Annotated in this window: 20 protein-coding genes; 13 read left to right on the forward strand and 7 right to left on the reverse strand. The window is 71.6% G+C overall.

Annotated features, from left to right (window positions below; genetic code table 11):
* Positions 1 to 43 precede the first annotated feature (43 nt).
* From cofD to ACZ7DE_RS14875, 3 genes are all read left to right on the forward strand, one after another.
* Entirely contained in the window at positions 44 to 1,003 is a 960-nt protein-coding gene (gene cofD / locus ACZ7DE_RS14865; RefSeq protein WP_470761145.1) for a 2-phospho-L-lactate transferase, read from the forward strand.
* The gene (locus ACZ7DE_RS14870) at positions 1,000 to 2,313 is read left to right on the forward strand and encodes a coenzyme F420-0:L-glutamate ligase (RefSeq protein WP_470761147.1); all 1,314 of its coding nucleotides are present in this window, start codon (positions 1,000 to 1,002) and stop codon (positions 2,311 to 2,313) included. Before cofD ends, ACZ7DE_RS14870 begins: the two co-directional genes overlap by 4 nt.
* A 162-nt stretch (positions 2,314 to 2,475) precedes the next feature.
* Positions 2,476 to 3,501, forward strand: coding sequence for a DNA-3-methyladenine glycosylase family protein (locus ACZ7DE_RS14875; protein WP_470761149.1), 1,026 nt, complete (start codon positions 2,476 to 2,478; stop codon positions 3,499 to 3,501).
* 164 nt (positions 3,502 to 3,665) lie between these two features.
* On the opposite strand, the gene manB is transcribed toward ACZ7DE_RS14875, so the two are convergent.
* Both manB and ACZ7DE_RS14885 read right to left on the reverse strand, forming a co-directional pair.
* Positions 3,666 to 4,748 carry a mannose-1-phosphate guanylyltransferase gene (gene manB, locus ACZ7DE_RS14880; RefSeq protein WP_470761151.1) on the reverse strand — a complete coding sequence of 361 codons (1,083 nt, stop codon included), beginning with the start codon at positions 4,746 to 4,748 and terminating at the stop codon, positions 3,666 to 3,668.
* Positions 4,749 to 4,980: 232 nt separating this feature from the next.
* Complete coding sequence (locus ACZ7DE_RS14885; RefSeq protein WP_470761152.1) at positions 4,981 to 6,588, reverse strand: peptidoglycan recognition protein family protein; 1,608 nt, start codon at positions 6,586 to 6,588, stop codon at positions 4,981 to 4,983.
* A 140-nt stretch (positions 6,589 to 6,728) separates the two neighbouring features.
* Between ACZ7DE_RS14885 and ACZ7DE_RS14890 the strand changes: the two genes are divergently transcribed.
* From ACZ7DE_RS14890 to ACZ7DE_RS14905, 4 genes are all read left to right on the forward strand, one after another.
* Positions 6,729 to 7,478, forward strand: coding sequence for a TIGR03089 family protein (locus tag ACZ7DE_RS14890; protein ID WP_470761154.1), 750 nt, complete (start codon positions 6,729 to 6,731; stop codon positions 7,476 to 7,478).
* A 475-nt stretch (positions 7,479 to 7,953) separates the two neighbouring features.
* A complete protein-coding gene (locus ACZ7DE_RS14895) occupies positions 7,954 to 9,198 on the forward strand; it encodes an LCP family protein (protein ID WP_470761156.1) in 1,245 nt (414 codons plus the stop codon).
* 243 nt (positions 9,199 to 9,441) lie between these two features.
* On the forward strand, positions 9,442 to 11,232 hold the full coding sequence (locus ACZ7DE_RS14900) for an LCP family protein (RefSeq protein ID WP_470761157.1): 1,791 nt from the start codon (positions 9,442 to 9,444) through the stop codon (positions 11,230 to 11,232).
* Between the two features lie 80 nt (positions 11,233 to 11,312).
* Positions 11,313 to 12,950: an LCP family protein gene (locus tag ACZ7DE_RS14905; RefSeq protein WP_470761159.1), complete on the forward strand. Its 1,638-nt coding sequence runs from the start codon at positions 11,313 to 11,315 to the stop codon at positions 12,948 to 12,950.
* A gap of 28 nt (positions 12,951 to 12,978) precedes the next feature.
* On the opposite strand, the gene ACZ7DE_RS14910 is transcribed toward ACZ7DE_RS14905, so the two are convergent.
* Entirely contained in the window at positions 12,979 to 14,010 is a 1,032-nt protein-coding gene (locus ACZ7DE_RS14910; RefSeq protein WP_470761161.1) for a glycosyltransferase family 2 protein, read from the reverse strand.
* A 133-nt stretch (positions 14,011 to 14,143) separates the two neighbouring features.
* Between ACZ7DE_RS14910 and ACZ7DE_RS14915 the strand changes: the two genes are divergently transcribed.
* Both ACZ7DE_RS14915 and ACZ7DE_RS14920 read left to right on the forward strand, forming a co-directional pair.
* Positions 14,144 to 15,616 carry an LCP family protein gene (locus ACZ7DE_RS14915; protein WP_470761163.1) on the forward strand — a complete coding sequence of 491 codons (1,473 nt, stop codon included), beginning with the start codon at positions 14,144 to 14,146 and terminating at the stop codon, positions 15,614 to 15,616.
* Positions 15,617 to 15,761: 145 nt separating this feature from the next.
* Positions 15,762 to 16,124 carry a four-helix bundle copper-binding protein gene (locus ACZ7DE_RS14920; protein ID WP_470761165.1) on the forward strand — a complete coding sequence of 121 codons (363 nt, stop codon included), beginning with the start codon at positions 15,762 to 15,764 and terminating at the stop codon, positions 16,122 to 16,124.
* 65 nt (positions 16,125 to 16,189) lie between these two features.
* Here the strand turns inward: ACZ7DE_RS14920 and ACZ7DE_RS14925 are convergent, their stop codons facing one another.
* A complete protein-coding gene (locus ACZ7DE_RS14925) occupies positions 16,190 to 17,470 on the reverse strand; it encodes an LCP family protein (protein ID WP_470761167.1) in 1,281 nt (426 codons plus the stop codon).
* A 121-nt stretch (positions 17,471 to 17,591) separates the two neighbouring features.
* Between ACZ7DE_RS14925 and ACZ7DE_RS14930 the strand changes: the two genes are divergently transcribed.
* Entirely contained in the window at positions 17,592 to 18,152 is a 561-nt protein-coding gene (locus ACZ7DE_RS14930; RefSeq protein ID WP_470761169.1) for an acyl-CoA thioesterase, read from the forward strand.
* A gap of 40 nt (positions 18,153 to 18,192) precedes the next feature.
* Here ACZ7DE_RS14930 and ACZ7DE_RS14935 read toward each other — a convergent pair whose 3' ends face one another.
* Both ACZ7DE_RS14935 and ACZ7DE_RS14940 read right to left on the reverse strand, forming a co-directional pair.
* Positions 18,193 to 18,642, reverse strand: a complete 450-nt coding sequence (locus ACZ7DE_RS14935; protein WP_470761171.1) for an SRPBCC family protein — start codon at positions 18,640 to 18,642, stop codon at positions 18,193 to 18,195.
* 219 nt (positions 18,643 to 18,861) lie between these two features.
* Complete coding sequence (locus ACZ7DE_RS14940; protein WP_470761173.1) at positions 18,862 to 20,019, reverse strand: acyl-CoA dehydrogenase; 1,158 nt, start codon at positions 20,017 to 20,019, stop codon at positions 18,862 to 18,864.
* 202 nt (positions 20,020 to 20,221) lie between these two features.
* Here ACZ7DE_RS14940 and ACZ7DE_RS14945 point away from each other — a divergent pair, with 202 nt between their 5' ends.
* Positions 20,222 to 21,565 carry a UDP-glucose dehydrogenase family protein gene (locus tag ACZ7DE_RS14945; RefSeq protein ID WP_470761175.1) on the forward strand — a complete coding sequence of 448 codons (1,344 nt, stop codon included), beginning with the start codon at positions 20,222 to 20,224 and terminating at the stop codon, positions 21,563 to 21,565.
* A 97-nt stretch (positions 21,566 to 21,662) separates the two neighbouring features.
* On the opposite strand, the gene ACZ7DE_RS14950 is transcribed toward ACZ7DE_RS14945, so the two are convergent.
* Positions 21,663 to 22,175, reverse strand: coding sequence for a CGNR zinc finger domain-containing protein (locus ACZ7DE_RS14950; protein ID WP_470761176.1), 513 nt, complete (start codon positions 22,173 to 22,175; stop codon positions 21,663 to 21,665).
* A 121-nt stretch (positions 22,176 to 22,296) separates the two neighbouring features.
* Between ACZ7DE_RS14950 and ACZ7DE_RS14955 the strand changes: the two genes are divergently transcribed.
* Together ACZ7DE_RS14955 and ACZ7DE_RS14960 are read left to right on the forward strand one after the other, a co-directional pair.
* Positions 22,297 to 22,656 (forward strand): VOC family protein, encoded by a 360-nt coding sequence (locus ACZ7DE_RS14955; protein WP_470761178.1) that lies wholly within the window; start codon positions 22,297 to 22,299, stop codon positions 22,654 to 22,656.
* Between the two features lie 69 nt (positions 22,657 to 22,725).
* Entirely contained in the window at positions 22,726 to 23,130 is a 405-nt protein-coding gene (locus ACZ7DE_RS14960; RefSeq protein ID WP_470761180.1) for a VOC family protein, read from the forward strand.
* Positions 23,131 to 23,143: the final 13 nt, after the last annotated feature.

A 23,143-nucleotide genomic window follows, 5' to 3' on the forward strand; every position in this document is an offset into this window, starting at 1 on the left:
ACCGCCCGTCGCGCTGTCGCGGCCGCCTGCAAGACTTGCCTCCATGCGCATTGTGGTTCTGGCAGGCGGCATCGGCGGTGCCCGGTTCCTGCGCGGTCTGAAGCAGGCCGTGCCGGACGCGGACATCACGGTCATCGGCAACACCGGCGACGACATCCACCTCTTCGGGCTGAAGGTCTGCCCGGACCTCGACACGGTGATGTACACGCTCGGCGGCGGCATCAACGAGGAACAGGGCTGGGGGCGGGCCGAGGAGACCTTCCACCTGAAGGAGGAGCTCGCGGCGTACGGCGCCGGGCCCGGCTGGTTCGGGCTGGGCGACCGGGACTTCGCCACGCACATCGTGCGGACGCAGATGATCGGCGCCGGTTATCCGCTGAGCGCGGTGACCGAGGCGCTGTGCGACCGGTGGAAGCCGGGCGTGCGGCTGATCCCCATGACGGACGATCGGGTCGAGACGCATGTGGCCGTCGAGGTCGACGGTGAGCGCAAGGCCGTGCACTTCCAGGAGTACTGGGTGCGGCTGCGGGCGTCGGTGCCGGCGGAGGCAGTCGTGCCCGTCGGCGCGGAGCAGGCGAAGCCGGCGCCGGGAGTGCTGGAGGCGATCGCGGAGGCGGACGTGGTGCTCTTCCCGCCGTCCAACCCGGTCGTCTCCGTCGGCACGATCCTCGCGGTGCCCGGTATCCGCGAGGCGATCGCCGAGGCCGGGGTGCCGGTGGTGGGCCTGTCCCCCATCGTCGGGGACGCGCCCGTGCGCGGCATGGCCGACAAGGTGCTCGCGGCGGTCGGCGTGGAGTCGACGGCCGCGGCGGTGGCCGAGCACTACGGTTCGGGGCTGCTCGACGGCTGGCTCGTCGACACCGTGGACTCGGGCGCGGTGGAGCGGGTGGAGGCCGCCGGGATCCGCTGCCGGGCCGTGCCGCTGATGATGAACGACCTCGACGCGACCGCGCAGATGGCGCGGGAGGCGTTGAAGCTGGCGGAGGAGGTGCGGGGCGCGTGAGCGGGTCCAGCGAGAGCGGCTACCGGGTCTGGGCCGTGACCGGGCTGCCCGAGGTGCGGGCGGGCGACGACCTCGCCAAGCTGATCTCCGCCGCCGGGCCGGGACTCGCCGACGGGGACGTCCTGCTGGTCACGTCGAAGATCGTGTCCAAGGCGGAGGGGCGTATCGTCCGGGCGGACGACCGTGAGGCCGCGATCGACGCCGAGACGGTACGGGTGGTGGCCCGGCGCGGGACGCTGCGGATCGTCGAGAACCGGCAGGGTCTGATCATGGCCGCAGCCGGGGTCGACGCGTCCAACACCCCTGCGGGGACCGTGTTGTTGCTGCCCGAGGACCCGGACGCGTCGGCGCGGGCGATACGGGAGGGGCTGCGGGACGCACTCGGCGTCGACGTCGGGGTCGTCGTCACCGACACCTTCGGGCGTCCCTGGCGCGCGGGGCTCACGGACGTGGCGATCGGGGCCGCCGGGGTGCGGGTGCTGGACGATCTGCGCGGGGGCACGGACGCGTACGGCAATCCGCTGAGCGCGACCGTCGTCGCGACGGCGGACGAGCTGGCCGCCGCCGGGGACCTCGTGAAGGGAAAGGCCGCCGGGCTGCCCGTGGCCGTGGTGCGGGGGCTGGGGCACCTGGTCACGGGCGAGGGCGCCGAGGAGGGGGCTCGGGCGCTCGTGCGGGGCGCGCGGGACGACATGTTCCGGCTCGGGACGTCGGAGGCGGTGCGGCTGGCGGTCACGCAGCGGCGGACCGTGCGGTCCTTCACCGACGAACCGGTCGACCCCGGGGCGGTACGGCGGGCGGTGGCGGCGGCCGTCACCGCGCCGGCGCCGCATCACACGACGCCTTGGCGGTTCGTGCTGCTGGAGTCGCAGGAGGCGCGGACCCGGCTGCTGGACGCGATGCGGGACGCGTGGATCGCGGACCTGCGCGAGGACGGGAAGTCCGAGGAGTCCATCGCCAAGCGGGTGCGGCGCGGGGACGTGCTGCGCAACGCGCCGTACCTGGTGGTTCCGTGCCTCGTGATGGACGGGTCGCACACGTACGGGGACGAGCGGCGGGACGCGGCCGAGCGGGAGATGTTCGTGGTCGCGGCGGGGGCAGGCGTGCAGAACTTCCTGGTCGCGCTGGCCGGGGAGCGGCTGGGGTCCGCGTGGGTGTCGTCGACGATGTTCTGCCGGGACGTGGTCCGGGAGGTGCTCGCGCTGCCGGAGGAATGGGATCCCATGGGAGCGGTGGCGGTCGGACATGCGGCCGAGGAGCCTCGGACACGGGCGGAGCGAGAGGTGGAGGACTTCGTCGAGGTGCGGTGAGGCCGCGGCTTCGGGCGGGTGAGGGCGGGATGCCCGTGGCGGCGGGGCTGCCGGTGGGCCTGAGGGCGAGTGGGACAGGAGTAGGGGCGTGGTGGGGTGATGTACGTGTGGGTGCGCCTACTCTCGTAGCAGCCCTTTTTCGTATAGCCCGGGACGTCGAACGTGGCAGGACGGTTCTCTCCTCGGCCCACCCGCACGACCGTGCGCGGTGGGCATGTCGGTGTGCCCGCCGGCGTGCCGCGGCAGGCGTCGGTGGCCGGGCGGGTGCGCACCTGGGCGCCGAAGTGGCCGCTCGACCTGGGGCTCGTGCTGGGGCCGCTGCGGCGAGGGCCGGGCGATCCGACGTTCCGGGCGATGCCGGACGGGTCCGTGTGGCGGGCCAGCCTGACGCCGGCCGGGCCGGGCACCCTGCGCGTCACCGCATGGGACGGAGTGGTGCAGGGCGAGGCATGGGGACCGGGCGCCGAGTGGCTGCTGGAGCAGTTGCCGGAGATGCTCGGGGCCGCGGACACTCCGGAGGCGTTCGTGCCTCGGCACCGGGTGGTGGCGATGGCCCGGCACCGGCGGCCGGGGCTCAGGCTGACGCGGACCGGGCTGGTGCTGGAGTCGTTGATTCCGTCGGTGCTGGAACAGAAGGTCACCGCCGACGAGGCCTATCGGGCGTGGCGGCTGCTGGTGCGCAAGTTCGGCGAGCCGGCGCCGGGACCCGCGGCGGGCGGACGGCTGTGGGTGATGCCGGCGCCTCGGACATGGGCGTTGATCCCGTCGTGGGAGTGGCACCGGGCGGGAGTCGACAACAAGCGGGCGTCGACGATTCTGCGGGCGGTCCGGGTGGCGAGGCGCTTGGAGGAGGCGATGAGGATGCCCCCGGCCGAGGCTCGGACCCGGCTGGAGCTGGTGCCCGGGATCGGACCCTGGACGTCGGCGGAGACCGTGCAGCGCAGTCATGGCGCGGCGGACGCGGTGACCGTGGGCGATCTGCATCTGCCGGGGATCGTGGGATGGGCGTTGGCCGGTGACCGGGAGGCCGACGACTCGGTGATGCTGGAGTTGTTGGAGCCGTATGCGGGACGGGAGGACGGGCAGGAGGGGCAGCGGCATCGGGCGACTCGGTTGATCCTGCTGAGCGGACGGGTGCCGCCCCGGCGGGCGCCGCGCATGCCTCGGGGGGACATCGGGAAGCTGTGAGGTGCTCCGGCCGGGAGAGCCGGGGCGAGAGGTGTGCGAGGGGTTTCGCCCCCCGCCGCCCCTGCCCCGACCGGCTCTGCCAGAGCTCCGGAGCCGGGTCCGGGTCCGGTTCCTGCTGCTCCGGCTCCGGCCACTGCCCAGTTGCAGCTCCAGTTCCTGACCGTCTACTGGTCCGACGAGAAGCGGACCGCGCCCGCCGGGATCCTCGCGTCGCACCACACCCTCGCGCCCTCGCGGAGTTCGTTGTCGGGGCCGACGATCGCGCCGTCGCCGACCACCGTGCCGGTGAGGACGGAGCGCTCGCCGACGCGGGCCCGGGCGCCGATGAGGGAGTCGGTGATGACGGCGCCGGGTTCGATGACCGCGCCGGGGAGGATCGTCGAGCCGAAGACCCTCGCGCCCTCCGCGACGAACGCGCCCTCCCCCACCACCGTGCCGCCCGTCAGCTTCGCGTCGGCCGCGACCTGCGCCGTCGGGAGGATCAGGCGGTCGCCGCAGCGGCCGGGGACCGCGGGAGAGGGAGCTCTGCCGAGGACCAGGTCCGCCGAGCCGCGGACGAACGCCGCCGGGGTGCCCAGGTCCAGCCAGTACGTCGAGTCGACCATGCCCTGGAGGTGGGCTCCGGCCGACAGGAGACCGGGAAACGTCTCGCGTTCCACCGAGACAGGGCGGCCCCGCGGGATCGTGTCGATGAGCGAGCGGCGGAAGACGTACGCGCCCGCGTTGATCTGGTCGGTGACGATCTCCTCGGGGGTCTGGGGCTTCTCGAGGAACGCCAGGACCCTGCCCGTCTCGTCCGTGGGGACCAGGCCGTAGGCCCTCGGGTCCGTCACCTTGGTGAGGTGGAGGGAGACGTCCGCTCCCGTCGTCTCGTGGGTGGCCACCAGGCGTGCGATGTCCAGGCCGGTGAGGATGTCGCCGTTGAACACCAGCACCGGGTCGTCCGGGGCCGAGTTGAGACGGGACGCCACGTTGCGGATCGCGCCGCCCGTGCCGAGGGGTTCGTCCTCGGTCACGTACTCGATGTGCAGGCCCAGGGCCGAGCCGTCGCCGAAGTACGGTTCGAACACCTCGGCCAGGTAGCTCGTCGCGAGGACGATGTGGTCCACGCCCGCCGCTCTCGCCCGCGCCAGCTGGTGTGTGAGGAACGGCACCCCCGCCGCCCTGACCATGGGTTTGGGCGTGTGCACCGTGAGTGGGCGCAGCCGGGTGCCCTTGCCGCCGACCAGGAGGATCGCTTCTGTCACCTTCGTCTCTGCTTCCTGCCGGGACCGGCCGAACTGTCATTCGGCCGGCCAGTGTATGCAGACCCTTGTGTGGCGACTTCCAGGCCGTTGGCGTTCCGTCCCAGTCTCAGGAGACTGTCCCCCCGACGGCTGCTGAATGTGCCCCCATCTGGATGCGTGCTCCGGCCGTTCGGGGGATGGACGGCCTCCGGGGCCCCCCGGGCCCCGGACCTGCCGAACGTGACCGCCCGTCTCAGCGCCCCTGGTAGCGCGCAGCGGTCGTGCGGGCGGAGCCGAGCTTGCCGTAGAGCTGTTTGCCCGGGCACTCCGTGGCGAACCCGTCCCGGTGGCCCGAGATCACGTTCAGTCGTACGTTCTTTCCCTTCGCGTAGAGGTTGCCACCCCCGGACCTCAGGTATGTCTTGCCCTTCGGGTTCGCCCCGAAGAGGCCGAGCTTCCACGCCGTCAGACCGGCGATGGCGTTGACCGTGGCGGAGTTGGGCTTGGTGCTGCTGTACGTGCCGATGACGGCGATCCCCATGCTGTTGGTGTTGAACCCGAGGGTGTGGGCGCCGAGAATCGCCTTGGCGACGCCCCCGGCACGGCCCTCGTAGATCTTTCCGCACTTGTCGACGAGGAAGTTGTAGCCGATGTCGCGCCAGCCCATGCTCTTGACGTGATAGCGGTAGATACCGCGGATGACGGACGGGGCCTGCGAGCAGGTGTAGCTGTTGCCCGACGCCGTGTGGTGCACGAAGGCGGCCTTGACCGTCGTCGTGTACCGGAAGCCGCTCTCCCGCAGGCTCTCGTCGGCGCCCCAGCCGCGGCGCGTGACGATGCTCGGACGCGGGCCGATGTACGGCTTGGCCCGCTGTGCCTGCGTCAACTCGTCGGCGCGCAGGGCGAAGAGCTCGCGTTCGGTGGCCGGGCGGTCCAGGGCGGGGATCTCCGTGGCGCCGGGCGCGGCGAGCGGGGCGTTGGCGGCGGAGGCCTCCGTGACCCCGGCCGGAGCCTCGGCCGTTCCGGCTACCGCGGACGTTCCCGCCGCTTCGGTCGTCCCGGCGTTCGTTCCGATCGTCCCGGCGTTCGTTCCGATCGCCTCGGCGTTCGTCCCGGTCGTCTTCGCGATCGTCGCGGCCGGGGCCTTCGCTGCGTCGGCGGGGCCGGTCCTGGGGAGCAGCGCCCGGCTGTGCCGGGGGCCCGCCGAGACCTGCTCGGGGGCGGCCTCCCCCGGGTCGACCAGTTCCACCCGCAGGCCGGAGGGGAGTGGGGCGGTGGTGGAGAGGGTACGGGCGCCGCGGCCCGTGTCCTCCGTGCGGCGTTCGGTCTCCGCGCGGACGCGGACCTCGACGCCGTCGGAGTCACCGACCCAGAGCGGGGCCGTCGCGCCGCGGACCCGGTCCGAGGCGCTCTCGGTGGTGTCGGGGTCGGCGCCGTGGTCGGCGTTGTGGGTCTCGACGTCCTGCCAGCCGGACCAGGCGTCGGCGCCGGCCGGGCGGGTGCGGACCTGGACTCGGCCGTGGAGTTCGGCGGACGGGTCGTCCCAGATGACGCCGAGGAGGGAGAAGTGGCCCACCTCACGGCGGAGCAGGCCCTGGACGGCGCCGCCGAGAACGCGGTGGTCGGTGAGAGGGGTGAGGGGCAGCGACTGGGTGCTGCCCGGGAGGTCGGGAAGGCCGCGAAGGCCGGGGCGGGTTGGAGTGGTCCGGGTGTCGGGGCTCGTGGCCCTGGCCGTCCCGGCGGACGCCGCCGCCGCGGCCGGTGCCGGTCGCACCGTCGCCGCGTCGGCGGGCGGCGTCAGCGGGAGGGCGAGAGCCGCCGCGCAGGTGACACCGATCGAGGTAGCAAGCAATCCACGCATGCCACCGATCCTGGACATGGTCATACATTTCTGTCCATCGGGGAGTTGACGGGCTGTCGGTCTGCGTTCCGCCGAACCGGTGGCTCCGCAAAGGTCCGTCGGCCGGTGGGAACGGGTGGGCGGCGCGTACGCTTCTGCGGGTGACTGCCACCGATCGCACCCCTGCCGACCTGCTGCGTTCCGCGCTGGCCGCGGATGCCGCACGCCCCCTGGTGACCTTCTACGACGACGCCACGGGCGAGCGGGTCGAATTGTCCGTGGCCACCTTCGCCAACTGGGTGGCCAAGACCGCGAACCTCCTCCAGGACGGGCTGTCCGCCGAGCCCGGCGACCGCGTCGCGCTGCTGCTGCCCGCGCACTGGCAGACGGCGGTGTGGCTGCTGGCGTGCTCCTCCACCGGTGTCGTCGCGGACGTGGCCGGCGACCCGTCACGGGCGGACTTCGTCGTGGCCGGGCCCGGGCACTTCGAGCAGGGGCTGGCGTGCCGGGGCGAGCGGTACGCGTTGTCGCTTGCTCCGCTCGGGCGACGGTTCGTGCCGGGCCCCCCGGAGGGGTACGACGACTACGCCGTGAACGTGCCGAGCTTCGGGGACCGCTTCGTGCCGTACGTCCCCGTCGACCCCGACGAGCCCGCGCTGATCGTGGCCGGGGCCGAGTACACCGGCGCCGAGATCGTGGAGCGGGCGCGGGCGGACGCGTCCGGGCTGGGGCTGACGGGACCCGGGTCCCGGCTGCTGTCGGGCCTGCCGTACGACACATGGGAGGGGCTGAGCGCCGGCCTGTTCGCGCCGCTGGCGAGCGGGGGGTCCGTGGTGCTGTGCCGGAACCTGGACGAGGGTGCCGTGGCCCAGCGGATCGAGAGTGAGCGGGTGTCCGCGACGGCTCGATAGGGGGCTGTGCGGGCGATGACGGCGGGCACCCGGCGTCGCTGCGGGCGGTGACAACGAGCACCCGGCGTCGCTGCGGGCCCACGCTGGGGCCGCCAGCCCCGGCCCCGGTCGGGCACCCGGCATCGGCGCGGGCCCACCCCGAGGGCCGCCACCACCAGCCCCGCACGGGCACCCGGCGTCGGCGCGGGCCCACGCCGAGGGCCGCCACCACCAGCCCCTGGGGGCTGCCACCCCCAGGCCCCGCTTCTGCCCTGCCCCCAGGCCCCACTTCGGCCGTGAACGGGCCTCCGCCTCAAACGCCGGGCGGGCTGGATCGAGGCACCCTCGCCGGCAAGGGTGCCGCCCCGCTCGCCCCCTCACCTGTTCGGTCTATCCCCAGGCACCCCCGGGCCCCGGTTCGCGCCATCGTCGTAGGAGCAGCTCTACGCGCTCGTGCGGCCGAGGCTGGACCGGAAGCGGGAGGGGTGGATCGGACGTGACGTACTCCGCGGGTCGGGGCGATGGGCCACTCGGGCCGGGGGTCGGGGCGTCCGCCGACGGGCGGGGGCTCGTGCGACGGCGTCGGCGGCGGTGGGTGCGCTACGGGGCGGGGGCCGTGGCCGTCGCCGCCCTGGGGGTCGGGGTGGCCGGGTGGGCCCTGTACGCGAAGCTCGACGGGAACATCACGCCCGACGACGCCGCGGCGGCGGAGCTCCAGCGGTATGCGAAGGAGCGGCCCACCTCGTTGGTGAAGGACGCGCAGAACGTCCTGCTGATCGGATCGGACTCACGGTCGGGGGACGGCAACGAGAAGTACGGGCGGGACTCCGGGACCGAGCGGTCCGACACGACGATCCTGTTGCATCTGGCCGCGGGGCGGCGCAGCGCCACCGCCGTCTCCCTGCCGCGTGACCTGATGGTGCACGTGCCGGGGTGCCGACGGCCGGACGGGTCGCGTACCGAGCCGATGTTCGCGATGTTCAACTACGCCTTCCAGAACGGTGGTTCGGCCTGCACCATCCGCACGGTGGAGAAGCTGACCGGGGTGCGGATCGATCACCACGTCGTCGTCGACTTCAGCGGGTTCAAGAACATGGTCGACGCCGTGGACGGCGTGGAGGTCTGCCTGAAGGAGCCGATCAGCGACAAGGCCGCCAAGCTGCGCCTGCCCGCCGGAAAGGTCACGCTCGACGGAGAGCAGGCACTCGGTTACGTGCGGGCCCGCAAGTCCCTCGGGGACGGGAGCGACACCGAGCGGATGGAACGGCAGCAGCGGTTCCTCGGGGCGCTGGTCAACAAGGTGCAGAGCAATGACGTCCTGCTGAACCCGGTGAAGCTGTATCCGGTGCTGGACGCGGCCACGTCCGCCCTCACCACCGACCCGGACCTGGCGAGTCTGCGCGGGCTGTACGAACTCGTGCGCGGCCTGCGGGACATTCCCACCGAACATGTGCAATTCCTGACAGTTCCGCGGGAGTCGTACGTCCACGACACCAATCGTGACCAACTCGTGGAGCCCGAGGCGGAGAGACTCTTCCAGCGACTGCGGACGGACACGCCGGTGGTGGTCTCCAGGGAGATTCCCACGCGGTCTCCCTCCTCGAGGCCGGGCGGCCCGGGGGCGGCCCGGTCCGCGGATCGGTCCGGCCGGGCGAACGGGGCGGCTTATGAGGCGGATTCGCCCAGCCCGCCCGCTCCCACTTTCCGCGGCAACACGGCCGCCGAGGAGGGCTGCGGGTAAAGCGCTTGCCAAGCAGACCCGTTCCCGCGAACAGTAGTTCAAAGAAATAGGGCGAATTGCCCGGTTGTAGGGGCGTGGAATTTGTCACGGCCGTCGCTCGACGCTGAACTGGGCGGATAGTGTGAGCGATCCGGTGCACCTGGCCGCGAGGTCCTTCCTGGGGTCGCGCACCGTGTGACCGAGACCCGAGCGCCTTTGAGGGGGAAAGGCGCCGCGTGGCCCCGACGGAGGATTCGGACAACCGTGGACGCGCAAGGCCGTGGGCGGGCGGACAACATCGACCCCGCAGACCAGTGGGTACTCAATCCGGACACTGGCGAATACGAACTGCGACTGAGTCCTTCCGCACCGCAATCGCCGGTGCCCGGACCTCGTAGATCCGCCTCCGGCAGGACCGGCGGCGGTCAGGCGGGTTCGGCGCGCGGGCGTGCCGCGGAGCGGGACCGGCAGTCGCCGTCGCCGTCACCGTCGTCGCCCGAGAAGGCGGCGGGCGCGGACGTGCCCGGTCCGCGTCGGCGGCGGGGCGTACCCGCGGAGGAACCGGTGAGCCGGCGCGGACGCCGGCCGGTGAAGCAGAAGTCGAAGGCGAAGAAGGTCCTGGTGTGGACCGGCGGGATCATGGCCTTCGTGGTGGTGGCCACGGCCGGTGCGGCCTACCTCTATCTCGAGCACCTCAACGACAACATCACGTCGGTCTCCGACGACGGCGCGAGCACCGGTGGCTTCAGCAAGGACAAGGCGATCAACCTGCTGGTGATCGGCACCGACAAGCGCACCGGCTCGGGCAACGAGGGCTACGGCGACGCCAACAGCGTGGGCCACGCGGACACCACGATCCTGCTGCACGTCTCCAAGGACCGCACGAACGCGACGGCGCTCAGCATCCCGCGCGACCTGATCGTCGACGTCCCGGACTGCCAGACCCAGCAGGAGGACGGTTCCACCAAGGTCATCAAGGGCACGGACAACGTCCGCTTCAACACCAGTCTCGGGCAGGACGAGCGCACGCCGAGCTGCACCGTGCGCACGGTCACCGAGCTGACCGGGATCCAGGCGGACAACTTCATGGTCGCCGACTTCAACGCGGTGAAGACGCTGACCACCGCGGTGGGCGGGGTGGAGGTGTGTCTGGCCAAGGACATCGACGACGACGACTCGCATCTGAAGCTGTCGAAGGGCACCCACCTCATCGAGGGCGAGCAGGCGCTGGCCTTCGTGCGCACCCGGCACTCGGTCGGCTTCGGCGGCGACCTGAGCCGGATCCAGATCCAGCAGCAGTTCCTCAGCGCCCTGATGCGCAAGCTGAAGTCGAACGACACGCTCACCAGCCCCACCAAGATGATCAAACTGGCGGAGGCGGGCACGAAGGCGCTGACCGTCGACTCCCAGCTCGACAGCATCAACAAGCTGAAGGACCTGGGCCTGGAGCTGGGCAAGCTCAACATCAAGAACCTGACCTTCACCACCGTGCCGGTCATCGACAACCCGGCCGAGAAGGTCAAGGCCACGGTCGTCCTCGACAAGACGTCGGCGCCCACGGTCTTCCAGATGATCAGGGACGACGTCTCCTTCACCGAGGTGAAGGAGAAGGCGGCGGCCTCGAAGGACGCTGCGGCCGCGGCCGCGGCGGCCCGCCTCAAGGGCGCCCAGTCCGCCGCCTCCGAGGTGCGGGTGCAGGTCATGAACGGCGGGGCTCCCCCCGGCAGCGCACAGGAGACTCTTAACTGGCTGCAGAATGATGAGGGCGTGACGAAATCCGAGAACGCCGGCAACGCGCCCGCGCAACTGGCCCGTACGACGCTCGAGTACGCGCCCGACCAGGCCGCGCAGGCCCGCAAGCTGGCCGCCGTCATGGGGCTGCCCGGCACCGCGCTGAAGCCGGGCAAGAGCGTCGAGAACTCCCAGGGTCTGCCGACGATGACGTTGACGCTGGGCAAGGACTTCAAGGGCGCCGGCGTCTCGCTCACAGCGCCGACGAAGGTGCCGGACACGGTCCAGAAGTCCACGGCGGACAAGGTCCAGTGCGCCAAGTAGGTAACCCTTCGGGCCCGTCGTGCGTCTGACTGGACGCGGGACGGGCCCGTGTCAGGCGCACGGCGGGGAGGGGCAGGGGAATGGCGGGGACCAGCGGGGTGCGGGGGGACGTTCCCTCGGTCGAGGACACGACGTCATCGGCCGGGCAGGACGAGCAGGGGCAGAACGCGTCCGACACCGACGGCAGACGCGGCGGCGGGCGCCGGGACGCCCGGGGGACGGACCGCAAACGCCGACGTCGACGCGCGTTGCGCTGGTCGGCGAGCGTGCTGGCGGTGGTCATACTCGGCGGCGCGGGGGCCGGATACCTCTACTACGAGCACCTCAACTCGAACATCAAGCACGACGACCTGAACATCGGTGACGCCAAGGACCGGGCGGCCGACACCAAGGCCAACGCCGAGGGTCAGACGGCGCTGAACATCCTGCTGATCGGCTCGGACGCCCGTGACACCGCGGCGAACCAGAAGCTCGGCGGCGCCAAGTACGACTTCGGCGGCCCTCCGCTCGCGGACGTCCAGATGCTGCTGCACGTCTCGGCGGACCGCAGCAACATGTCGGTCGTGAGCATGCCCCGCGACACCCTGCTGGACATCCCCAAGTGCATCGACCCGGACGACGGGAAGACGTACCCGGCGCTCTACGGCGAGATGACGAACGCGTCGCTCAGCCGGGGCGGACCGGGCTGCACGGTGGCCACCTGGGAGAAGCTCACCGACATCCACATCGACCACTTCATGATGATCGACTTCGCGGGTGTCGTCTCGATGGCGGACGCGATAGGCGGCGTCCCGGTCTGCGTGGACGCCAACGTGTACTCGCACACCAGCACCGGCAAGGGCTCCGGACTGAAGCTGACGCGGGGCACCCACTCCGTCAAGGGCGAGCAGGCCCTGCAGTGGCTGCGCACCCGCTACGGCTTCGAGGACGACACCGACCTGGCCCGCGCCAAGGCACAGCACCAGTACATGAACTCGATGGTCCGCGAGCTGCGCGCCAACGCCAAGCTGACCAACCCCAACAAGCTGCGCAAGCTCGCCGAGGCGGCCACCAAGGCGATCACCGTGGACGACGGCCTGGACACCATCACCAAGATGTACGACCTGGCGGGCGAGCTGCAGAAGGTGCCCACCGAGCGCATCACGATGACGACGATGCCCAACCGCTACCAGGGCAGCCGGGTGGTGCCGACGGACGACGCCAAGCAGTTGTTCCGTCTGGTGCGCGAGGACGTCGCCCTGGACGGCAAGGACGCGAAGAAGGCCACCGCCAGCCCCTCGCCGACGGCGCCCGCGGACCCGGCGGCCGCGAACGGCCAGATCGCGGTGCAGGTCCACAACGGCACGTCCACGGACACCCAGGCGGCGGTCCGCGGGCGGGCGAAGGAGGTGACGCAGGCGCTGACCGGCAAGGGCTTCGCCAGGGCGGTCGCCGACACCTCGGCGGCCACGGCCGTGGCCAGGACGGTGGTCAACTACCCGAGCGCCGACCTGCAGGGCGACGCCCTGGCGGTCGCCAAGGCGCTGGGCGTCCCGGCGAGCCAGGTGAAGAAGTCCACCGAGGTCTCAGGGGTCACGCTCGTCGTGGGCGCCGACTGGCGGTCGGGGACGACGTACAAGGCGCCGGCGAGGAACGACAGGACGCCCGACACGGCCGGCGCGATCAACGCGTCCGACACCACGCAGTGCATGCACGTGGACCCGGACTACACCTGGTAGTCCGGGTCCGGTGGACGTCTTGCGGTGCTCAGTGCGAGTCGCTGAGGACCGCGGGCCGCCGCGACGCGATGACCTTCCTGGCCAGCGCCTTCGGACTGGTCAGGAAGCCGAGGCCCCAGGACATGTGCATGGTGGCGAGGGCGACGGGGATCTGCAGCCGGGCCTTCGCCGGGAGCCCCCGGCCGGCCGGCAGCGAGCCGACGGCTATCGCGGCGAGGTAGCCGCCGGGGATCACGAAGCCCAGCGGGGTCAGTGTCGCGCCCACCACGATCCCGGCCGCGATCGCGCACACCGCGGTCGGCGGGGCGAGATAGCGCAGGTTGATGGAGCCCTCGTGGTAGCGGGCGACGACGTGCCGCCAACGGCCGTAGTCCTTGTACTGCTTGGCGAGCGCCCTGACGCTGGGGCGGGGCCGGTAGGACACCTTCAGCTCGGGCGAGAACCAGATCAGCCCGCCGGCCTCCCGGATCCGGAAGTTCAGCTCCCAGTCCTGGGCGCGGATGAACTCCTCGTTGTAGCCGCCCTGTTGCTCCAGCGCCTCGCGCCGGAAGACCCCGAGGTACACGGTCTCCGCCGGGCCGGCCTGTCCCCCCGTGTGGAAGGCGGCGTTGCCGACCCCGATCTTCGAGGTCATGGCCGCGGCGACCGCGTGCTCCCAGTCGTTCTCGCCCTCGGCGTGCATGATGCCGCCGACGTTCTGCGCGCCGGTCTCCTCCAGGAGCCGCACGGCGGTGGCGATGTAGTTCGGCGAGAGCATGCCGTGCCCGTCGACGCGGACGACGATCGGATGGCGGGAGGCCTTGATCGCGGCGTTGAGCGCGGCGGGCGTGCGCCCGGTGGGGTTGGGGACCGTGTGCACGCGCGGGTCTTCGGCTACGAGCTGGGCCGCGATCTCGTCCGTACGGTCCGTGGACGGACCGATGGCGATCACGACCTCCATCTCGCCGGCGTACTCCTGCGCGAGGATCGCTTGGACGGCTCCGCGCAGATGCCGCTCCTCGTTGAGGACGGGCATGATGACGGACACTGCGGGGAGCTGCACGTCGGGCTTGGCGTTCATAGGGGGCTCACGTTACCGCGAACGGGGGACACGGCCCGCCCCGCCGGGTGCGCTGCCCCGGTCGGCAGATCGTATGGGCCTACCGTTCCAACGGCTACCACCGCCCTACGGCCGCCGCCCGGAGGTGCCCCGTATGCCCACCACGCCGTCCCGGTTCCCGCGCCGCCCCCACGGGCAGCCCCGTGTGCCGCGTCCCCCCGTCCGACGCAGACGCCCCCGGTGGGCCGTACGGGCGGTGACCACGCTGTCCGTGGTGTGTCTCGCCGCCGCCGGGATCGGTCACTCGGTGATCAGCAGCCTGGACGCGGGCATCGCCCGGGTCGACCCCTTCAAGGACATGAAGAACCGTCCGCGGGCCGGTCACGGCATGAACGTCCTGCTGGTCGGCACCGACGGCCGCGACCGGATCACACCGGCCGAGCGCCTCCGGTACCGCCTGGGCGGGGCCCCCTGCCACTGCACCGACACGATCATGATCGTGCACATCTCGGAGGACCGGGAACGGGCCAGCGTGGTCAGCCTCCCGCGCGACTCGTACGCGCTGACGCCCCCGCACACCGACCAGGTGACCGGCAAGGAGCACCGCGGCCACCCGCTCAGGATCAACGCGGCGTACGCGGAGGGCGGACCGCAGCTCACCGTGCGCACGGTCGAGAACATGACACACGTGAAGATCGACCACTACCTGGAGGTCGACTTCACCAGCTTCATGAAGACGGTGGACGTCCTGGGCGGGGTGCAGATCTGCACGGCGGAGCCCCTGAAGGACACGTACACGGGCCTGGACCTGGCGCCCGGGCGGCACACGCTCGAGGGCGGCGCTGCGCTGCAGTACGTGCGCTCACGGCACGCGGACGCCTCCTCCGACCTGGGCAGGATGAAGCGCCAGCAACGCTTCATGGCGGCCCTGATGGACCGGGCCACCTCCTCCGGGGTCCTGCTGAACCCGCTGAGGTTCCGGGACGTGACCCGGGCGGTGCTCGGCTCGGTACGGGCGGACCGGGGCTTCGGCGCCGACGAGCTGCTCGACCTGGGCAGGGCGATGCGCACCTTCTCCCCCGCCTCCTCGGAGTTCGCCACCGTCCCCATCGGCCGCATGGGATACGTGGTGAAGGGCATCGGCTCGACGCTGCAATGGGACCCGGTGAGGTCCCAGCGCCTGTTCCGGTCCCTGCGCGACGACAAGCCCCTCGCGGGGGCCGCCCGGGCGGTCGCCAGCCGGATCGTGCGGGTGCCGGTGGCCCCCGGGCAGATCCGGGTCCAGGTCGAGAACGGCACCCGCACACCGGGCCTGGGACGGCGGGTGGACGCGGCGCTGGCGGCGGTGGGCTTCCGCACGACGCGGCAGCCTGTCAGCGCGGCGGGCCCCGCCGTGGGACGCACGGTCGTCGCATACGACCCGCGCTGGGACCGCTCCGCGAAGTCCCTGGCGGCGGCCCTGCCGGGCAGCGAACTGCGCGCCGTCCCGGGACTCGGGCCGACCCTGAAGGTGATCGCGGGCACGGACTTCCGGCAGGTGCGCAAGGTGCGTGCGGCGGATGCGGAGCAGGGCGAGTTCGGGGTCGTCCGCGGCGACGAGGTCGGGTGTTCCCAGGAGCTCTCGTAGGTGTTCCCAGGAACCTCTCGTAGGTTTCTGGTGCGAACCGTGCGAAACGGTTGTGCTCGTCCCGATGGCGCCGGACGGCTGAGGGGCGTACGACGGAAGGGCGGACTCCGGGGCCCGCCGGGCCCCCGCACCCACAGGAGGAGCCATGACCCAGCACGGAACCATGCCCACGATGAGCAAGCAGATGCAGGACTGCGTCGAGGCGTGCATGTCCTGCCACAGCATGTGCGAGGAGACCATGAGCTCCTGCCTGCAGATGGGCGGCCAGGCCCAGATGCAGATCATGCGCGCGCTGATGGACTGCTCGGAGATGACCCGCATGTGCGCCGACATGATGATGCGGCGCTCGCCCATGGCGGCCGAGATGTGCGCGATGTGCGCGCGGGCCTGCGACATGTGCGCCGAGGCGTGTATGGCCATGCCGGACGATCCCCAGATGATGCGCTGCGCGGACTCCTGTCGTCGCTGCGCCGAGATGTGCCGCACGATGGCGGGCGCCACGATGTGACCGTCGCCGGAACGGGTTCAGGGGCGCCCCCCCGTGGGCGCCCCTGACTGTGTCCCCGGCAGCAGTCAGTTGCCGGAGACGGTGACCTTCTCGTCGTTCTTCAACTGCTCGACCAGCGTCTTCACCTTCGCCTTGTCCCAGACGAGGTTGCCGCCGGTGGAGCCGGAGATCGGCATGTTCATCGACTTGCCGTCGCCGCTGTTGACGCCCTTCATCGCGAAGAACATGGACCCCAGGTCGTACAGACCCATGTCCTGGTCGACGATCAGCGAGTCCAGACCGGCGCCCATGGTCGGGTAGAGCTTGAACGGGTTCAGGATCGTGCCCGGCGTGGCCACCTGGTTGGCCAGGGCCGCGAGGAACTTCTGCTGGTTCTTCGTGCGGTCCAGGTCGGAGCCGGCGAGCGCGTACCGGGTGCGGACGAACGCGAGGGCCTCCTCGCCGTTCAGGGTCTGCTTGCCCTTCTTGAAGTCGGCGCCGGACTTGGTGTCCTTGATGTCCTGCGGGATGTCGATCTCGACGCCGCCGACCGAGTCGACGATGTTCGCGAAGCCGGCGAAGCCGATCTCCACGTAGTGGTCGATGCGCAGACCGGTGTTGAACTCGACCGTGCGCACCAGCAGCTCCGGCCCGTCCTCGGCGTACGCCGCGTTCAGCTTCACGTGCCGCCCGGTGCCCTTGTACGTCTTGCCGGACTCGGAGCCCACGAACGAGGGGATCTCCACGTCGGAGTCGCGCGGCAGCGAGATCAGCGTGTCGCCGTTGGACCCGGTGTGCAGGATCATCATCGAGTCCGTGCGCTTGCCCTCGGCGGAACCGGTGTGCAGTTCCTTCTTCTCCTCGGCGGACATGCCCTCACGGCTGTCGGAGCCGACGATCAGGTAGTTCGTGCCCTCGCCCGCCTCGGGCCGGTCGATGACCTTCGACAGGTCGACCTCGCGGTTGAGCTTGCCGTCGGCCCAGAAGTACGTGCCGACGGCCGTCACGACCACCACGGTGACGACGGAGATCGCCGTCCACTTGATGCGGCGGCGCCAGTCCGGCGCGGGGCGCGGGGCACGGGCGTCATGGCCGCCGGGACCGCCGGAGTCGCCCCCGCCGCCGTAGACCTGCCCCGAGCTGTAGCCGCTGTCGTACCCGGTCTGCCGGGCGTTGGTGTAGTCCCCGTATCCCTGGCCGTTGACGTACGACGGCTGGGGCGGGACGGCGGCGCCCTGCGAAGGGGCGGCCCGGCCGCGGCGGACCTGCCGCATGACACGCGCGCTCTCCGGCTGTGCGCTCGCGCTGCCGCTTCCGTACCGGTTGCCGCGGTCGCTGTCGGACCATCCCTCGGGCCAATCGTTCATGCGGACCAGTGTGCAGGGCAGGGCCGTGTGCCGTACAAGGGTCGTCGGAGAATCAGGGCCGCGCTGTTGCCAAGCTGACACAAAGTCCCGGGTTGTCCGCCTCGGCCATAAGGTGGAGGACATGACAGACCAGGTCACCGCGGCGGACTCGGGCAGCACCCCGGACATCCCGGGCAAGCCCACGTCGGCGTCCCGCACCACCCTCAGCCACATCATGACCCACGCCGACACCAACCTGCTGGGGACGGTGCACGGCGGCGTGATCATGAAGCTCGTCGACGACGCGGCGGGCGCCGTGGCCGGGCGGCACTCCGGCGGTCCCGCCGTCACCGCGTCCATGGACGAGATGGCGTTCCTGGAGCCGGTCCGCGTGGGCGACCTCGTCCATGTGAAGGCCCAGGTCAACTGGACCGGCCGGACCTCGATGGAGGTCGGCGTGCGGGTGCTGGCCGAGCGCTGGAACGAGTCCGCCCCGGCCACCCAGGTGGGCTCGGCCTACCTGGTCTTCGCCGCCGTCGACGCCGACGGCAAGCCCCGCGTCGTCCCGCCGGTCCTCCCGGAGACCGAGCGCGACGAGCGCCGCTACCAGGAGGCCCAGATCCGGCGCACGCACCGGCTGGCCCGGCGCCGGGCGATCAGGGAGCTGCGGGAGCGCCGGGTGGCCGAGGGTCTCGAGGACTGAACCCGCCGTCCAGGCTGCCGTCCGGGCCCGCCGTCCGTGCTCAGGGCGGCGCGAACAGCGCCTCGAGCTTGCCGAACCCCTGGCTCCAGCCCTCCTCGTGCAGGGAGCGCCGCCGCTCGGTGGCGAAGCCCTCCTGGGTGAGGGCCAGCTCGGTCGAGGGGCCCGCCAGGTCGCGCAGCGTCAGCGTGACCACCGTCTCCCCGTCCTCGGGGTCGGGCTCCTCCCACCGGAAGGTGTAGCGCAGCAGCCGCGGGGGCTCCACGGCGAGGAACTCCCCCGCCAGGTGGAACGGCGGGCCGTCGGGGGGCCGCATCGCGATGCGGTAGGCGCCGCCGGCTCTCAGGTCGCTGCGCACGTCCGGGATCGTGAACCCGTCGGGGCCCCACCAGCGGGCCAGCTCCGCCGGATCGGTCAGGGCCCGGAACACGGCCGACGGCGCGGCGGGCAGCACGCGTCGCAGGCGCAGGGTCAGCCCGTCGTCACGCGGCATCACGCACCTCCTCCGCCCCCGTCTCCCTGTCTCCCCGTCTTCCCATCGTGGACCGGAGGCGGAGGGGCCACCACACGCAGCCGCCCTCCGGCCGGGAGACGGACGGAGGGCGGGCGGGAGAGACACAGGGTCCGGTCAGCGGCTGCCCGGTCGCCCGTGGCGGCCGCCGAGGCAGCCGGGCGGTGTCACCGAGACAGTCGCTGACCTGTGCGCGTCCTGCTAGGGGAGGTTCCTCGCCATGACGATGCGCTGGACCTGGTTCGTGCCTTCGTAGATCTGCGTGATCTTCGCGTCGCGCATCATCCGCTCGACCGGGTAGTCGCGGGTGTAGCCGTAGCCGCCCAGGAGCTGGACCGCGTCCGTGGTGACCTCCATCGCCACGTCCGAGGCGAAGCACTTGGCCGCCGCGCCCTGGAAGGTGAGGTCGGAGTCCAGGCGCTCGGACTTGGCCGCCGCCGCGTACGTCAGCTGGCGGGCCGCCTCGATCTTCATGGCCATGTCGGCGAGCATGAACTGGATGCCCTGGAAGTCGGCGATCGGCTTGCCGAACTGCTTGCGCTCCTGGACGTAGCCCTTGGCGTAGTCGAAGGCGCCCTGGGCGACGCCGAGGGCCTGCGCGGCGATCGTGATGCGGGTGTGGTCCAGGGTCTTCATCGCGGTCGCGAAGCCCGTGCCCTCCTCGCCGATCATGCGGTCGGCCGGGATGCGGACGTTGTCGAAGTAGACCTCGCGGGTCGGCGAGCCCTTGATGCCCAGCTTCTTCTCCGGGGCGCCGAAGGAGACTCCCGGGTCGGACTTCTCGACGACGAACGCGGAGATGCCCTTGCTGCGCTTCGTCGGGTCCGTGACGGCCATGACCGTGTAGTACTCGCTCACGCCGGCGTTGGTGATCCAGCGCTTGACGCCGTTGAGGATCCAGTGGTCGCCGTCGCGGACCGCCTTGGTCTTCATACCGGCCGCGTCCGAGCCGGCGTCCGGCTCGGAGAGGGCGTACGAGAACATCGCGTCGCCCTTGGCCAGCGGCGACAGGTACTTCTTCTTCAGGTCCTCGGAGCCGGAGAGGATCACCGGGAGGGAGCCCAGCTTGTTCACCGCGGGAATCAGGGAGGAGGACACGCAGACGCGGGCCACCTCCTCGATGACGATGACCGTCGCCAGGGCGTCCGCGCCCGCGCCGCCGTACTCCTCGGGCACGTGCACCGCGTGCAGGTCGCTCGCCACCAGCGCGTCCAGCGCCTCCTGCGGGAAGCGGGCCTCCTCGTCCACCACGGCCGCGTACGGCGCGATCTTCGCCTCGGACAGGGAGCGGATGGCGTCGCGGAGCATGTCGTGCTCCTCGGACGGGCGGTACAGGTCGAAGTCAGCCGATCCGGCCAAGGTGTCCTCACACTCCAGAGACGCTGCGGTTACCGACGCTAATTACCGTTAAGTAACTCAAATTTTAAAGGTCCGCCCGACCGAGTGATACGTGAGCTTGGCGACAGGGTGGATCTCATCGGTGATCTGCCCGGTCAAGAGCGCCGACATGCCCCGACTATGCTCGGGCGCGCAGCGACGACATCCCCCACCTGGAGCACCCATGGCCCTCAAGATCACCGTGATCGGCACCGGCTATCTCGGCGCCACGCACGCCGCGGCCATGGCCGAGCTGGGCTTCGAGGTGCTGGCTCTCGACGTCGTGCGAGAGAAGATCGAGATGCTCGAGCGCGGCGAGACGCCCATGTACGAGCCGGGACTGGAGGAACTGCTGCGCCGGCACGTCGCCGGGTTCGAGGGGTCCAGCGGGCGGTTGCGGTTCACCCAGGACTGGGCCGAGGTGGGGGCCTTCGGCGACGTCCACTTCGTCTGCGTCAACACCCCGCAGAAGCACGGCGAGTACGCCTGCGACATGTCGTACGTGGAGTCCGCCGTCGCGTCCCTCGCCCCGCATCTGACGCGGCCCGCCCTCGTGGTCGGCAAGTCGACCGTGCCCGTGGGCTCGGCCGACCGGCTGGCGCGCATGATCGCCGAGCTCGCGCCCGCCGGCGAGGACGCCGAGCTGGCCTGGAACCCGGAGTTCCTGCGGGAGGGCTTCGCGGTGCAGGACACGCTGCACCCGGACCGGATCGTCGTCGGGGTGCGCAGCGAGCGGGCCGAGGCGCTGCTGCGGCAGGTGTACGAGACGCCGGTCGGGGAGGGCTCCCCGTTCGTCGTGACCGACTTCCCCACGGCCGAGCTGGTGAAGACCTCCGCCAACTCCTTCCTCGCCACCAAGATCTCCTTCATCAACGCGATGGCGGAGGTGTGCGAGGCCGCCGACGGCGACGTCGCCAAGCTCGCCGAGGCCATCGGGTACGACGACCGGATCGGCAAGAAGTTCCTGCGGGCGGGGATCGGGTTCGGGGGCGGCTGTCTGCCCAAGGACATCCGCGCCTTCATGGCCCGCGCGGGCGAGCTGGGGGCCGACCAGGCGCTCACCTTCCTGCGCGAGATCGACTCCATCAACATGCGTCAGCGCGGGCGGATGGTCGAGCTGGCGCGGCAGGAGCTGGGCGGCGGATCGTTCCTGGGCCGGCGGATCGCCGTGCTCGGCGCCACCTTCAAGCCCGACTCGGACGACGTCCGGGACTCGCCCGCGCTCAACGTGGCCGGGCAGATCCACCTGCAGGGCGGCCAGGTCACGGTGTACGACCCGAAGGGCATGGACAACGCCCGCCGGCTCTTCCCGACCCTCGGCTACGCCGACTCGGCGCTCGATGCCGTACGGGGCGCCGACGCCGTCCTGCACCTGACCGAGTGGCGGGAGTTCCGCGAGCTGGACCCGGCGGCGCTCGGCGAGGTCGCGACGACCCGGCTGATCCTCGACGGACGCAACGCGCTGGACCCGCAGCTGTGGCGCAAGGCCGGGTGGACCTACCGGGGCATGGGCCGCCCGACCGCCTAGCCGCGGCGACGGACGACGCCGGTTCGGCCGAGGCTCAGTCGGCCGAACCGGCGTCTTCCTGCATTCTGCACCACCGGCCTGTGCCGGTGCCGGTGAACTACTTCGCCCGGTACCGGCGCATCTTGGCGCGCGCCCCGCACACCTGCATCGAGCACCAGCGGCCCCGGCCGGCCGGGCTGCGGTCGTAGTACGCCCAGTGGCACGTCACGGCCTCGCAGGCCTTCAGCCGGCTCCAGGTGCCGGCGACGAGCGCCTGCGCCACGGCGGCGGCCGTGCGGGAGAGCAGCGGTGCCCCGCCGGCGGCGGGCGCCGTGGGAGCGAGACCGGCCGAGCCGTCGTGCTCGTCGACCGTCACCACCAGGGGCGCGGACGCCAGCAGCTCGCCCAGCGGGGTCACCGCGCGGTGCGGCGCGTGACCCGCGTGGGCCAACAGGGCGGCCCGCAGGGACTCCCGCAGCTCGCGGGCCTGCTCCACCTCGTCGTCGGCCAGCCCGAACCGCGCCCGGCCCTCCTGCGTGTCCAGCGCGTCGGCGCCCGACTCGACGTCCAGCGTGTTGACCAGGGACTCGACCAGGGCGAGCTCGCCGGGGGCGGCCGATCTGTCACTCATGCTTGCGACGTTACCGCCAATGCGGGAGCATGCAGTAACCGTTACCGGTTACCGGCTTCTACCAGTAACAGAGAAGCAGGCGACCGAGAAGCAGGGATCACCGACTCCGAGGAGGAAAGTCATGGCTCTCGCCGAGCTGGGCGCCGTCGTCCTGGACTGTCCCGACCCGCGTGCGCTGGCCGGTTTCTACGCCGAGGTGCTGGGCGGCACCGTCGAGGGCGACGGGGACTGGGTGGACGTCAGGACGCCCGGCGGTCGGACGCTGTCCTTCCAGGCCGCCCCCGGGTTCGTCCCGCCCGCGTGGCCCGCGCCCGAACAGTCCCAGCAGTTCCATCTGGACCTGACGGTCGACGACCTGGACGCGGCCGAGCGGGGCGTGCTCGCGCTGGGTGCGAAGCCGCTGGACGCGGAGGACCGCTCACGCGGCTGGCGTGTGTACGCAGACCCCGCTGGGCACCCGTTCTGCCTCTGCCGCTGCTGAGCTCCACCCGGCGGCCGAGACGTGATCCACGTGCTGCCACGTCCGCACCGTTCTGATCAGGAGGGTTCCATGCCGCCCGTCGCCCGTTTCCGCTCCGTCGTGCTCGACTGTCCCGATCCGCGCGCGCTCGCCGGCTTCTACGCGGCGCTCCTGGGCGGCACGCCCGAGGCCGAGGACGGGGAGGACGACTGGTACGTCCTGCACGTCCCCGGCGGGCCCCGGATCGCCTTCCAGCAGGTGGAGGGCTACACCCCGCCGGAGTGGCCGCGCGCCGACCGCAACCCGCAGCAGTTCCACCTCGACCTCGACGGCGGCGCCACCTGGGAGGAGATGGACGCCGCCCACGAGCGGGTGCTGGAGCTGGGCGCGCGCCCGCTGGACCTGGAGGACCGGGAGAAGAAGGACTTCCAGGTGTACGCCGACCCGGCGGGCCACCCGTTCTGCCTGTGCCGCATCGACCAGCCCACCCCCTGACCCGCACCGAAGT

The sequence above is a fragment of the Streptomyces sp. NPDC037083 genome, assembly GCF_055606485.1.